We start from the raw sequence: 12,063 nt of genomic DNA on the forward strand, positions 1-12,063 counted from the left end.
GCCGGGGGGGTCGCCCCCCGCGGCCGCGCCGTGGTGCTGCCCGCCCATGCGGCGGGGGAGAGGACGGCGTCAGTCAGAAGAGGCGGAGCTTGTCGTCCTCGATGCCGCGCAGCGCGTCGTAGTCGAGGACGACGCAGTCGATGCCGCGGTCCGTGGCGAGGACCCGCGCCTGCGGCTTGATCTCCTGGGCCGCGAAGACGCCCTTCACGGGCGCCAGCAGGGGGTCCCGGTTGAGGAGTTCGAGGTAGCGGGTGAGCTGCTCGACGCCGTCGATCTCGCCGCGGCGCTTGATCTCGACCGCGACGGTGGTGCCGGACCCGTCCCGGCACAGGATGTCCACCGGGCCGATGGCCGTCGGGTACTCGCGCCGGACGAGGCTCCAGCCCTCGCCGAGCACCTCCATGCGGTCGGCCAGCAGCTCCTGGAGGTGGGCCTCGACGCCGTCCTTGATCAGGCCGGGGTCGACGCCGAGTTCGTGCGTGGAGTCGTGCAGCACGTCCTCGATGGTGATGATCAGCTGCTCGCCGGCCTTGTTGGTGACCGTCCAGACCCCGTCCTCGCCCTCCTTGAGCGTGCAGGGCGGCGACATCCAGTTCAGCGGCTTGTAGGCACGGTCGTCGGCGTGGACGGAGACGCTGCCGTCGGCCTTGACCAGGAGCAGCCTGGTCGCCGACGGCAGATGGGCGGAGAGCCGGCCCGCGTAGTCCACGGAGCAGCGGGCGATGACGAGACGCATGGTCGGCAACGTTACTCGCTACCGGGCGCGGTCGGAAAATGGCCTGTTGTGAGCGCTCCCGCCTAGTGTCATGGGACCTCTCCGCCTACGGTTGTGGGTGGAGGCCGTCGTGCGGGAGAACTCTGGGCGGCTTCTCTCCGTAGTCCGTCTGACTCCTCGGACAGGGGGGTCACGAGAGGAGTACTCATGTCGCTCGACGTCTCACCGGCCCTCCTCGAACAGGCCGAGCGAGGCGAGGTCGACGAACGGGAATTCGTCGACTGCGTCCGGACCTCCCTGCCTTACGCATGGGACATGATCAGCTCTCTGGCGGCACAACTCAAGGTGGACGGCGGCGAGTTCGCCGACAACCAGGTACCCCCGCCGGACGAGCACGCGCGCGGGCAACTGCTCCGCGCCCTGGCGAGTGACGCGATACGGGGGGCCCTGCAGCGGCACTTCGGGGTCCGGCTGGCGTTCCAGAACTGCCACCGGGTCGCGGTGTTCCCGCTGGACCCGGCGGTCGACGGGCGTTACGCCACCTTCACCTCCGTACGTGCACAGCTGCTGAACCAGTCCCCGGAACTGCGGGACTGCTGAACCGGGCAGGGTGCTCCCGCCATTGGTCGCACCACTGCTCTTTCAGGTTTCAATCAGGCCAATTGCGGGAGCACTTCGCTGCCGAGCCGCGCCACGTTCTCCTCGGTGGCCGCGAGATCGCCCGAGCCCTCGACGAGCAGGGCGAAGCGGCGGATGCCGGTCCGCTCGGCGGTGGCGGCCAGCCGGTCGGCGCACAGCGCCGGCGGGCCCACGGGGTGGAGGTCGCAGAGGAGTTCGGTGTAGGCGAGCGGATCGCGCATCGTCCGGGGCCGGCCGTCGACGGTGCGGTGCGCGGCGAGGCCCCGCTGGAGCCATCCGGGCATCGCCTTGGTGAGGCTCTCCACCGCGTCCGCACGGCGGTCCGCGATCTGTACGACGCCCGCGGACACATGTTCCGCCGCGGCCACCATTTCGGGTGAAAGCCCCGCATCGCGCGCCTCCGCCTGCCACATTGCGACCATGGCAGCTTTGTCCTCGTCGCCGCAGTGCATGCCGAGCAGCATCGGCAGGCCCCTGCGTGCCGCGAGCCGGACACTGGCCGGCGAGGTGCAGGCGACGACGACCGGCGGCCCGCCGGGCGCCTCGAACTCGTCGGCCCGCGGCACGACATCGACCTCGCGGAAGGCGAATCGTTCACCCGAGGCCGCCACACGGGGCTCGCGCAGCCAGCGCAGCAGCAGGTCGAGCGACTCGGGGAAACCGCTCTCGAAGGCGGCGAGTCCGGCGCCGAAGACCTCCAGGTCCACCCAGGGACCGCCGCGGCCCACGCCCAGCGTGAAACGGCCGCCCGAGGTGATGTGCAGCAGCGCCGCCTGCTCCCCGAGCGCCACGGGATGCGCGGTCGGCAGTACGCTCACGGCCGTCCCGATCCCGATTCGGCGCGTCCTGCCCAGCAGCAGCGCGGCGAGCGTCACTGCGGACGGGCACACGCCGTACGGCACGAAGTGGTGCTCCGCCAGCCATACGGAGTCCAGCCCGGCCTTCTCCGCCGCCTCCGCGGACCGCACCGCTCGGTGCAGTGCCTCCCCCGGTCCCTGCCCCGGGAACTGGGCGGCGAGGACGAAAGTACCGACACGCATCGTGCTTCACACCTTCCTCGGTGGCCGACACGGCTCCCCTACTGGCATTAACGCCTGACACGTGCCAAAGGCACGGCCCGACCACCGCGATTTCATGATTTTCTAGGTGATGGCCGGAATGGGGGACACCCGACCGGGTACCCGGCACCGTGCGCGCTACGCGTACGCTGGGAAGCGGCCCGAGTCCCCCGAACCGCATGAGGTGTGTGCCCGTGTCCCCGCGCCGAAACCGCCCGCAAGGCGCCGCCGGCAGAGCCGAGGAGCCTCCCGAGGCCGGACCGGCCCGAGGCCCGGAGCGCGTGGAGAGCTGGCAGGGAGAGCAGTGGACCGTCCGCCAACTGGCGGGGAGCACGGGCGGCAAGCGTTACCGCTGCCCCGGCTGCGACCAGGAGATCCCGCAGGGCGTCGGCCACTTGGTGGCCTGGCCGGAGTACGGCGGCGTGGAGGACCGGCGCCACTGGCACACCGCCTGCTGGAACGCGAGGGACCGCCGGGGCACTCGGCCCCAGCGGTCCCGCAACGCCCCCCGGTACTGAACGGGGGTCGTGAAGCCCGGTGCCCCGGGTCAGACGTCGCGCTTGGTGAGCGCGGCGTAGGCCGCGCCCAGGGCGACGGCCGTGATGACGGCGAGCACGACCAACTGGCGCACGCCGTCGGCGTCGCCGTTCTCCAGCATCGGCATCTGGTAGAGCGACGCGATGGCGTTGGGGGAGGAGTACTCGATCAGCTTCTCCTGCACCTTGCGGAGGTTGTCCGACTGCATGAAGATCGCGATGATCAGCGGCAGCAGGACCACGCCCATCATCGTGGTGATCGCGCCCGCGGAGTGCCGCAGCAGTGCGCCCACGGCCAGCGAGAGCAGCCCGAGCAGGGCAACGTACAGACCGACGCCGACGGTGGCGCCGAGCCACTGGGTGCCGCTGGCGGTGGTGAGGCCGTTCTCCACGACGAGCCGGGAGCTCTGGTACACGTAGGTGTCGTCGCCCACCGATTTGCCGCCGAAGGTGGCGTAGTTCATCAGCGCGGTGAGCGCGCAGGCCACGGTGGTGACGGTGAAGGTCAGCGCGAAGAAGACGATCGCCTTCGCGGTGAGCACCCGGCCGCGCTGGGGGCACGCGGTGAGGGTCGTGCGGATCATGCCCGTGCCGTACTCGGAGCTGATCACCAGCACACCGAGGGTCATGACGCAGAGCTGGCCGAGGAGCACCCCGAACAGGCCGAAGCCGAGCACCGGGTCGGAGACGTTGTCGGTCGAGGCCAGGCCGACGACGAGCAGGTTGATGCCGAGGATCAGCACCAGCATCACGCCGAGCGTCCAGAGCGTGGAGCGCACCGTACGGATCTTGGTCCACTCGGACTTCAACGCGTGGCCGAGATGGGTCCGCTGCACCGGGAGGGCGGAGGAGAACTGCGGGGCCGGGATCTGCACGGGGGCGGTCATCGGGCGTCCTCGACGGGCTGGGTCGGCTGCGGGGCGGGCGGGACGGCGGGCGCCGCCGGCGCCGCGGCTGCGGCCGGTGCGGCCGGCGGCACGGGCGTGCCGGGCGGGACCGGCGGCTGCGCGTAGGGGTTCACGGGTGCGGTCGTTGCCGCGCCGGGGCCCGGCGGCACCGGCGGAGCGTACGGCTGCACCGGGGGCTGTGGCTGCGGGTGCCCGTAGCCGTACCCGTACGGCGGCTGCTGCGCTGCGGGCTGCGGCCACGGCGCCTGCGGCGGCGTGCCCCAGCCGCCGGGCGCCGGCGCACCGGCGGGCTGCTGCAGGCCCTGCCGCGGGTCGGCCGTGGAGCGGTAGTCCACGGCGCCGTTGGTGAGCCGCATGTAGGCCTCCTCGAGCGAGGCCTGGTGGGGCGAGAGCTCCCACAGCCGTACCTCGGCCTCGTGCGCGAGGTCGCTGATCCGCGGCAGCTCCAGACCGGTCACGCGCAGCGCGCCGTCCTGCTCCTGCTGTACCTGTGCGCCCGCCTCGGTCAGTGCCTTGGACAGCTTCTCGCGGTCCGCGGCCACGTCCGGGGTGCGGACCATCGCGAAGCCGGTGGAGTTGCCGGCGATGAAGTCCTTGACGCTCATGTCGGCCAGCAACTGCCCGCGGCCGATCACGATCAGGTGGTCTGCGGTGAGCGCCATCTCGCTCATCAGGTGCGAGGAGACGAAGACGGTACGGCCCTCCGAGGCGAGCTTGCGCATCAGATGACGCACCCAGTGGATGCCCTCCGGGTCCAGTCCGTTGACCGGTTCGTCGAAGAGCAGCACCTCGGGGTCGCCCAGCAGCGCAGCCGCGATGCCGAGGCGCTGCCCCATGCCGAGCGAGAAGCCCTTGGAGCGCTTGCCCGCGACCTCCTGCAGGCCCACCACGCCGAGCACCTCGTCCACCCGGCGGGCCGGGATCCCGGACAACTGAGCCAGGCACAGCAGGTGCTGGCGCGCGCTGCGCCCGCCGTGCACGGCCTTGGCGTCGAGCAGCGCGCCCACCCGGCGCGGGGCGTTGGGCAGCTGCCGGAACGGCTGCCCGCCGATCGTCACCCGTCCCGCGGTCGGGGTGTCCAGGCCCAGGATCATCCGCATCGTGGTCGACTTGCCGGAGCCGTTGGGCCCCAGGAAGCCGGTCACCATGCCGGGCCGCACCTGGAACGACAGGTTGTACACGGCCGTCTTGCTGCCGTAGGTCTTGGTGAGGCCGACTGCCTCGATCATGCTCCGCCCCTCGACGCACAGTCCGCGGGGCGGCGCTCGCCCCCATGAGGATTAGGAGGCTAGCGGGGCGGGAACGGTTCCCGCCCCGTGAGGCCCGAATTGCCCTGGAGCGGTCAGGCGTCCCGCTTCTTCAGCAGCGCGTAGCCGCCGATCAGCGCCACGATCACCCACAGCGCCATGATGCCGAGTCCGCCCCACGCGCCGTACGGGGCGGGGTCGTCCGGGGCGATAGTGGCCCGCATGATCTTGCTGCCGGCCTGGTCGGGGAAGTACCGGGCCACGTCCTTGGCGCCCGGCACGGCCGAGAGGATCCCGGAGATCAGGAAGAAGAAGGGGATGAGGATGCCCAGTGAGACCATCGGGCTGCGCAGCATCGTCGCGACGCCGACCGCGAAGAGCACCATCAGCGTCATGTAGAGGCCGGCTCCGAAGACCGCGCGCAGTACCCCCGGATCGCTGATCGAGGTGTCGAGGTCACCGCCGAGGACGGCCTGGCCGATGAAGAAGGAGACGAAGCTGACGATCACCCCGAGGACGAAGGTGATGCCGGCGGCGACGGCGACCTTGGAGAGGTAGAAGGTCGCGCGCTGCGGCACCGCCGAGAGCGAGGCCCGGATCATGCCCGTGCTGTACTCGCTGGAGATGATCAGCACGCCGAAGGTGATCAGCGCGAGCTGACCGAGGAAGAGACCGGACAGGCTCTGGCTGGTGGCGTCGAACTGGGCGCGGGCGCCCTCTTCGATGGTGTCCCACTGGGTACGGAAGAGCAGGCAGAACAGGCCGCTGATGACGATGGTCAGGACGGCGGCCGACGCCAGCGTCCACACGGTCGACCGGACGGTCCTGACCTTGGTCCACTCCGACTGCAGAACAGCGGTGGTCGCTGCCATGTCAGGCTTCCTTTCCGGTGTTCGTGTTCCAGGCGGCGCCCCACTGGGGTGCGGGCGCCGCGGCCTCGCCGGCCTCCGCCGCGGGCTCACCGGCGTGGTACTCCACCGACTCGGCGGTGAGTTGCATGAACGCCTGCTCCAGGGAGGCCTGCTGGGGGCTGAGCTCGTGCAGCACCAGCTGGTTCCGGGCGGCGAGTTCACCGATCTTGGCGGATTCCGTGCCCTCGATCTCGAAGGCGCCCTCGTCGCCGATCACCGCGGTGATCGACGCGGCCGCCAGCGCGTCCTTGAACTTCTCCGGCTCCGGGGTGCGGACGCGCACGTAGGAGCGGGAGTTCTCGGCGATGAAGTCCGCCATCGTCGTGTCCGCCATCAGCTTCCCGCGACCGATCACGATCAGGTGCTCGGCGGTCAGCGCCATCTCGCTCATGAGGTGGCTGGAGACGAAGATCGTGCGACCCTGGGCGGCCAGCCCCTTCATCAGGTTGCGGATCCAGTGGATGCCCTCCGGGTCCAGTCCGTTGACCGGTTCGTCGAACATCAGGATCTCGGGATCGCCGAGCAGCGCCGCGGCGATGCCGAGACGCTGTCCCATGCCGAGGGAGAACCCCTTGGAACGCTTCTTGGCGACGGGCGCGAGACCGACGACCTCCAGCACCTCGTCGACCCGGCGGGCCGGAATGCGGTTGGACTGGGCCAGGCACAGCAGGTGGTTGTACGCAGTGCGGCCGCCGTGGATGGCCTTGGCCTCGAGCAACGCCCCGATGTGCTTCAGCGGTTCGTGCAGCTCGCGGTAGTGCTTGCCGTCGATGCGGATGCTGCCACTGGTCGGATTGTCCAGGTCCAGCATCATGCGCATCGTCGTCGACTTGCCCGCCCCGTTGGGGCCGAGGAAGCCGGTGACCACCCCCGGACGCACCGTGAAGGTGAGGTCGTCCACCGCGGTCTTGTCGCCGTACCGCTTGGTCAGCCCCTGCAGCTCGATCATGCCGCATACACTATTTGGCCGCGGCGCGCGATGCACGCGGAATTCCCGCCCCCGTTTGCACTCCCCGGTCACGAACGGGCCCCCCGCCGGGGAGGCGGGGGGCCCGATGTGTGCCAGGGGCGGCGCGGAGCGTCAGCGCTGGGCCGGGACGCCGCGCGAGACGGGCTCGTCGTCGGCGGGGGCGCCGGCCGCGGCGACCGCCGCACCGGTCAGCGTGGCCAGCATCTCGCGGACGTTGGTCAGCTGCGCGTTGATGCTGTCGCGGCGGTTGGTGAGCGCCGCCAGCTCGCGCTCGGATTCGCTGCGGATGCGGTCGGCCTTGGCGTTCGCGTCGGCCACGATGTCCTCGGCCTGGCGCTGTGCGGTCTCCACCGTCTGGCGGGCGCGGCGCTCGGCGTCGGTGCGCAGCTTCTCGGCCTCCAGGCGGAGCTGCTCGGCGCGGTGCTCGATCTCGGCCAGGCGCTTCTCGGCCTTGGCCTGACGGGACGCCAGGTCGCGCTCGGACTGCTCGCGGCGCTTGGCCAGGTTGGTCTCGAAGTCGGCCGCGGCCTGGGCGGCCTTGGCGCGGGTCTCCTCGAAGAGGGCGTCCGCCTCCTCGCGCTTGGCCTGCGCGTCCTTCTGCGCGTCGGCGCGCAGCTGGCCGGCCTCACCCTTGGCCTTCTCGACGATCCGCTCGCCCTCGTCCTCGGCCTTCGCCTTGCGCTCGGAGGCGTAGGACTCGGCGTCGTTGCGCACCTGGGTGGCGGCGGACTCGGCCAGTTCGCGGTGCTGCTCGGCGGCCCGGCGGGCCTCCTCGCGCAGGTCCTTCGCCTCCTCCTCGGCGAGGCGGAGGATCTTCTCGACGCGCGCGCCGAGACCGGCGTAGGACGGTTCCGCGTCGTTGACCTGGGCCTGCGCGTTCTGGGTCTCGAGGTGGAGTTCCTCGATGCGCTTCTCCAGCGCGTTGATCCGCGCCAGTGCGCTGTCACGGTCGGCGACGAGTTTGGTGATGCGGTCGTCCACCTGCCCGCGGTCGTATCCACGCCGCACGAGCTCGAAGCCGAAGGGGGAGGAAGTGTCGCTCATGGGGTTCCTGTCAATTCAGACCGGGTGGGGTGATAGGGGGAATCCTAGGGGCCCAAGCGGCGTGTCTTACAGTCACTGTCCAGTAACTGTGCACAATGACCGCTCAATCGAGTGGCGCATCGTCGGACCGCTTGCTCCCTGTCCGGGTCGTACCGGCCGCTGCACCAGCAGTGACCGTGTTCTTACCGTTCTGCGTGGCGTTCTGACTGTTGCCCTTTCCCCCGTCGCCCGGCTGCTGGAATGACTCCAGTGCCTCGAGGACATCCTGCACACGGGTGATCTCCGCGTTGATGTCCTGGCGGCGCCGGCTCAGCACCTCGAGCTCCTTCTTGCCCTCGGTCACGATGCGCTCGGCCTCGACACGGGCCTCGCTGCGCACCCGCTCCGCCTCGCGCTCCGTGTCGTTCTTCTTCTGCTCGGCACCCTTGAGCAGCTCTTCCGCCTTCTTCACCGCGGCGATGCGGACCTTGCTCGCCTCGGCGCTCGCGTTGGACCGCGTCTCCTCGGCCCTGGCCTCGGCGTCCGTGACCAGCTCGCGGGCCCTGGCCTCCGCCTTCTCCAGCTGCTCCGTGGCGGCCTCGACCAGCTTGTCGACCCGCTCGCCCGCCGACTTCATCGTGGCGGCCGACTCGGTACGGGCCCGCTCGTGCAGTTCCTCGACCTCGGCCTCGACGCGCTGCCGCAGCTCCTGCGCACGTTCGCGGATGGCGGTGGCGTCCCTGCGGGCCTCCTCCAGCAGCGTGTCGGCGTCCGTGCGGGCCCGCTCCACCATGCCGTTGCCCTCCGAGGTGGCCTCGGCGACGATCCGGTCGGCCTCCTTGCGGGCGGCGCCGACCATCGTGTCGGCCTGCTCCTCCGCGGCGGTGCCGATCTTGAGGGCCTCGCCCTGCGCCTGGGAGATGAGCTGGTCCGCCTGCTCCGCGGCCTCGGCGCGGCGCTTGTTGGCGTCCTCGCGCGCCTCGTCCCGGATCCGGTCGGACTCCGCGCGGGCCGCCTCGGCGTCGCGCTCGGCGGAGTCGAGGGCGTCCTTGGCGAGGATGCCCAGCCGCTCCGCCTCGGCGCGGGCCTTGGTGATCAGCTGGTCGGCCTGCTGGGCCGCCTCTGTACGGCGCTTGTTGGCCTCGTCGCGCGCCTCGTCCAGGATGCGGCGGGACTCCGCCTCGGCGGTGCCCAGCGACTCCTCGGCCGCGCGGCGGCGCTCCTCGGCGTCGCGCTCGGCGGAGTCGAGGGCGTCCTTCGCGAGGATGCCCAGCCGCTCGGCGTCGCGCTCCGCCTTGCCCACGGTCTCCTCGGCCCGTGCGGCGGCATCGGCGCGGAGCCGGTCGGACTCCTCGATGGCCTCGGTGAGCAGCCGGTCGGCCTGCTCGGCGGCCTCCACCCGCTGGCGGTTGGCCTCGTCGCGGGTCTCCGCCCGCAGCCGGTCGGCCTCGTCGATCGCCTCGCCGACCGTGCGGTCGGCCAGCTGGCGGGCCTCCTCGGCCTCCTCCTGCGCCTCGCGGCGCATCCGCTGGGAGTCCTCGGTGGCGCGCTCGCGCTCGGCGTTGGCGTCCGCGTGCAGCCGGTCCGCGGCCTCCTGGGCCTCCGACCGCAGGCGCTCCGCGGCGTGCTCGGCCGCCGAGCGCAGCCCGGTGATCTCCTCCTCGGCCTGCTCGTACAGCCCGTTGACCGAGTCGCGTACCTGCTGGGCGGTCTGCTCGGCCGCGCCGACCAGCTCGGCCGCGTGCCGCTCGGCCTCGGCGACCAGCCGCTCCGCCTCGGCGCCGGCCTCCTCCACCCGCTTGCGGGCGGACGCGAGCAGCTCCTCGCCCTCACGGCCGGCCTGCGCGCGCTCCTGCTCGGCCTCGCCGCGGGCCGCGCCCAGCAGCTCCTCGGCCTCCCGGCGGCGCCGCGTGGCCTCCTCCTGGGCGGCGGACAGCGCCTCGGCCGCCTCGGCCCGCAGCCGTCCCGCGGTCTCCTGCGCCTCGGCACGGACCCGGTCGGCGGTCTCCTGCGCCTCGGTGCGCAGCTGCTCGGCCTCGGCGGCGGCGTCGCCCCGCAGACGTACGGCGAGCTGCTCGGCCTCGGCCCGGGTCTGCGACGCGTCGGCGGCGGCCTCGTCACGCAGCCGTACCGTCTCCTGCTCGGCCTGCTCCTGCAGCCCGCGGACCCGCTCGGCGACCTCCGTGCGCAGCGTGGCCGCCTCCTCGGCGGTCTCGCGGCGCAGCCGCTCCGCCTCGGTGCGGGCCTCGCGCAGCGCGTCCTCGGCCGCGGTGATGCGGCGCTCGGCCTCCTCGCGCAGCCGGACGAGATCGGCCTCGGCCTCGTCGCGCAGCCGCTGGGCGGCCCGCTCGGCCTCCTCGCGCAGCAGCACGCCGGCGCCCTCGGCGTCCTCCCGGACCTGCTCCGCCTGCTGCTCGGCCTCGGTGCGGACCTGCTCGGCCTCGCCCCGGGCGCGCTCCAGCAGCTCGTCGGCCTGCCTGCGCAGGCCCGCGGCGCGCTCGATCGCCTCGGTACGGACCTTCTCGGAGTCGGCGGTGGCCTTCTGCCGGTGCTCGGCGGCGTCCGCCTTCGCCTTGGTCAGCAGCTCCTCGGCGGACCGGGCCGCCTCCTCGATCTGCTGCACCGCCTCACGGCGTGCCTCGCCGCGGATGCGCTCGCCCTCGGCGACCGCCTCGGCGCGCAGCTGCTCGGCCTCGCCCCGCAGCCTGCGGGCCTCCTCCTGCAGCTCGACCGTCTTGGCGCGGTACTCCTTGGTGTCGTCCTTGGCGGTGCCGAGCAGTTCCTCGGCCGACTCCTCGGCCTGGCCGCGCAGCCGGTCCGCCTCGGTCTCCGCCTCGCGGCGGATGCGCTCGGCCTCCTCGCTCGCCGCGCGGGTGGTGGCACGGGCGTCCTCGGTGGCCTTGTTCAGGACCTCCTCGGCGGTCCGGGCCGCCTTGGCGAGGGCCGCCGCCGCATCCTCGGCCGCCTCGGACTTGGCGGTCTCCTGCGCCTGGCTGCGCAGCCGCTCGGCCTCGGCGTTGGCGTCGGCGAGGATCTGCTCGGCCTCGGCCTTCGCGGACTCCGCCTCCTTGGTCGCCTCGGCGACCAGCCGGGCCACCTCGGCCCTGGCCGTACGGGTGCGCTGCTCGTTGTCGGCGTCGACGGTGGCCAGCCGCTTGGCGGCGTTGGCGGAGGCCTCCTCGCGGAGCCGGTCGGCCTCGCTCTGCGCCTCGCGCAGCTTCTCGTCGGCCTCGCGCAGCTTCTCCTCGGCCGAACGGGAGAGTTCGCCGGCCTGGGTGCGGGCGTTGTCGGCGTCGCTCTGGGTGGAGGCACGCAGCTGCTCGGCCTGGGTGGTGGCCTCCTGGGCCTGGCTGGCCGCGGCGTTCAGCAGCCGTTCGGCGTCCGCGCGGGCCCGGCGCAGCAGTTGCTCGGCCTCGGCGCGGGCGGTCGATGACTCGGACTCCAGCCGGTCGCGGGCGCCCTCGGCGATCCGCTGCGCCTCGGCGCGGGCGGCGGCCAGCGCGGCGTCCGACTCGGCGCGGGTCTCCTCCATGAGCCGGCGGGCCTGCGACTCGGCGCGGGCGCGCAACTGCTCGGCCCAGGCCACGTTCTCGTTGACGTGGCTCTCGACGTTGGTGCGGCGCTCGGCCAGTTCCTCGTCCAGCCGGCGGCGCCGGCCGACGGCCTCGGCGTGCCACTCGGCCTCCACGCGGGCCTGGTGCTCGGCCTGCTCCTGGAGCAGGCGCTGGGTGGCCGCGCGGGCCTCGCGCAGTTCCCGTTCGGCGTCGGCGCGCAGCTGGTCGGCCTGGATCTGGGCGTTGCGCAGCAACTGGTCGGCCTGGTGGCCGAGGTTGTCGTAGGCAGGGCGGCTCGCGAGGTTGCGGCGCGCCTCGTGCAGCTTGGCGCGCAGCACCTCGACCTGGTAGCCGAGGTCTTCGGCATGCTGGACGACCTTGTCCCGTTCCTTACGAAGCCGCTCCATCTCGGCCTCGAACTGCGAGAGGTGGTCGTCCTCAACCTCGTAGCGGTCGTAGCCCCGCACTCCGCGGTCCCATCCGTCTCCTGGTGTACCCACCC

10 protein-coding genes are annotated in these 12,063 nt (G+C 72.4%); 2 read left to right on the forward strand and 8 right to left on the reverse strand.

Annotation, left to right across the window (positions count from 1 at the left end):
• Positions 1 to 73 precede the first annotated feature (73 nt).
• Positions 74 to 736 (reverse strand): endonuclease NucS, encoded by a 663-nt coding sequence (gene nucS / locus ACFW3D_RS10470; RefSeq protein WP_500503532.1) that lies wholly within the window; start codon positions 734 to 736, stop codon positions 74 to 76.
• 186 nt (positions 737 to 922) lie between these two features.
• Between nucS and ACFW3D_RS10475 the strand changes: the two genes are divergently transcribed.
• Entirely contained in the window at positions 923 to 1,315 is a 393-nt protein-coding gene (locus ACFW3D_RS10475) for an SCO5389 family protein (RefSeq protein ID WP_018563511.1), read from the forward strand.
• A 53-nt stretch (positions 1,316 to 1,368) separates the two neighbouring features.
• Here ACFW3D_RS10475 and ACFW3D_RS10480 read toward each other — a convergent pair whose 3' ends face one another.
• The gene (locus ACFW3D_RS10480) at positions 1,369 to 2,394 is read right to left on the reverse strand and encodes an LLM class flavin-dependent oxidoreductase (protein ID WP_500503534.1); all 1,026 of its coding nucleotides are present in this window, start codon (positions 2,392 to 2,394) and stop codon (positions 1,369 to 1,371) included.
• A 212-nt stretch (positions 2,395 to 2,606) separates the two neighbouring features.
• Between ACFW3D_RS10480 and ACFW3D_RS10485 the strand changes: the two genes are divergently transcribed.
• Positions 2,607 to 2,930 (forward strand): Rv1322 family protein, encoded by a 324-nt coding sequence (locus ACFW3D_RS10485; protein ID WP_500503536.1) that lies wholly within the window; start codon positions 2,607 to 2,609, stop codon positions 2,928 to 2,930.
• A gap of 29 nt (positions 2,931 to 2,959) precedes the next feature.
• On the opposite strand, the gene ACFW3D_RS10490 is transcribed toward ACFW3D_RS10485, so the two are convergent.
• From ACFW3D_RS10490 to scy, 6 genes are all read right to left on the reverse strand, one after another.
• Positions 2,960 to 3,835, reverse strand: a complete 876-nt coding sequence (locus ACFW3D_RS10490; RefSeq protein ID WP_500503537.1) for an ABC transporter permease — start codon at positions 3,833 to 3,835, stop codon at positions 2,960 to 2,962.
• Complete coding sequence (locus ACFW3D_RS10495) at positions 3,832 to 5,085, reverse strand: ABC transporter ATP-binding protein (RefSeq protein ID WP_500503538.1); 1,254 nt, start codon at positions 5,083 to 5,085, stop codon at positions 3,832 to 3,834. The genes ACFW3D_RS10490 and ACFW3D_RS10495 overlap by 4 nt, the downstream gene beginning before the upstream one ends.
• Before the next feature lie 113 nt (positions 5,086 to 5,198).
• A complete protein-coding gene (locus ACFW3D_RS10500; protein ID WP_500503539.1) occupies positions 5,199 to 5,975 on the reverse strand; it encodes an ABC transporter permease in 777 nt (258 codons plus the stop codon).
• A gap of 1 nt (position 5,976) precedes the next feature.
• Complete coding sequence (locus ACFW3D_RS10505; protein WP_500503541.1) at positions 5,977 to 6,963, reverse strand: ABC transporter ATP-binding protein; 987 nt, start codon at positions 6,961 to 6,963, stop codon at positions 5,977 to 5,979.
• A 132-nt stretch (positions 6,964 to 7,095) separates the two neighbouring features.
• Positions 7,096 to 8,028 carry a cellulose-binding protein gene (locus tag ACFW3D_RS10510; RefSeq protein WP_500503542.1) on the reverse strand — a complete coding sequence of 311 codons (933 nt, stop codon included), beginning with the start codon at positions 8,026 to 8,028 and terminating at the stop codon, positions 7,096 to 7,098.
• Positions 8,029 to 8,131: 103 nt separating this feature from the next.
• Entirely contained in the window at positions 8,132 to 12,028 is a 3,897-nt protein-coding gene (scy, locus tag ACFW3D_RS10515; RefSeq protein ID WP_500503757.1) for a polarized growth protein Scy, read from the reverse strand.
• Between the last annotated feature and the right edge of the window lie 35 nt (positions 12,029 to 12,063).

This window comes from Streptomyces sp. NPDC058864, from assembly GCF_042742985.1.
GTDB lineage: Bacteria > Actinomycetota > Actinomycetes > Streptomycetales > Streptomycetaceae > Actinacidiphila.

What these genes read in the sequence shown, in the direction of transcription:
- nucS (WP_500503532.1), bottom strand. Translation starts at nt 736, where the DNA reads ATGCGTCTCGTCATCGCCCGCTGCTCCGTGGACTACGCGGGCCGGCTC.
- ACFW3D_RS10475 (WP_018563511.1), top strand. Translation starts at nt 923, where the DNA reads ATGTCGCTCGACGTCTCACCGGCCCTCCTCGAACAGGCCGAGCGAGGC.
- ACFW3D_RS10480 (WP_500503534.1), bottom strand. Translation starts at nt 2,394, where the DNA reads ATGCGTGTCGGTACTTTCGTCCTCGCCGCCCAGTTCCCGGGGCAGGGA.
- ACFW3D_RS10490 (WP_500503537.1), bottom strand. Translation starts at nt 3,835, where the DNA reads ATGACCGCCCCCGTGCAGATCCCGGCCCCGCAGTTCTCCTCCGCCCTC.
- ACFW3D_RS10495 (WP_500503538.1), bottom strand. Translation starts at nt 5,085, where the DNA reads ATGATCGAGGCAGTCGGCCTCACCAAGACCTACGGCAGCAAGACGGCC.
- ACFW3D_RS10500 (WP_500503539.1), bottom strand. Translation starts at nt 5,975, where the DNA reads ATGGCAGCGACCACCGCTGTTCTGCAGTCGGAGTGGACCAAGGTCAGG.
- ACFW3D_RS10505 (WP_500503541.1), bottom strand. Translation starts at nt 6,963, where the DNA reads ATGATCGAGCTGCAGGGGCTGACCAAGCGGTACGGCGACAAGACCGCG.
- ACFW3D_RS10510 (WP_500503542.1), bottom strand. Translation starts at nt 8,028, where the DNA reads ATGAGCGACACTTCCTCCCCCTTCGGCTTCGAGCTCGTGCGGCGTGGA.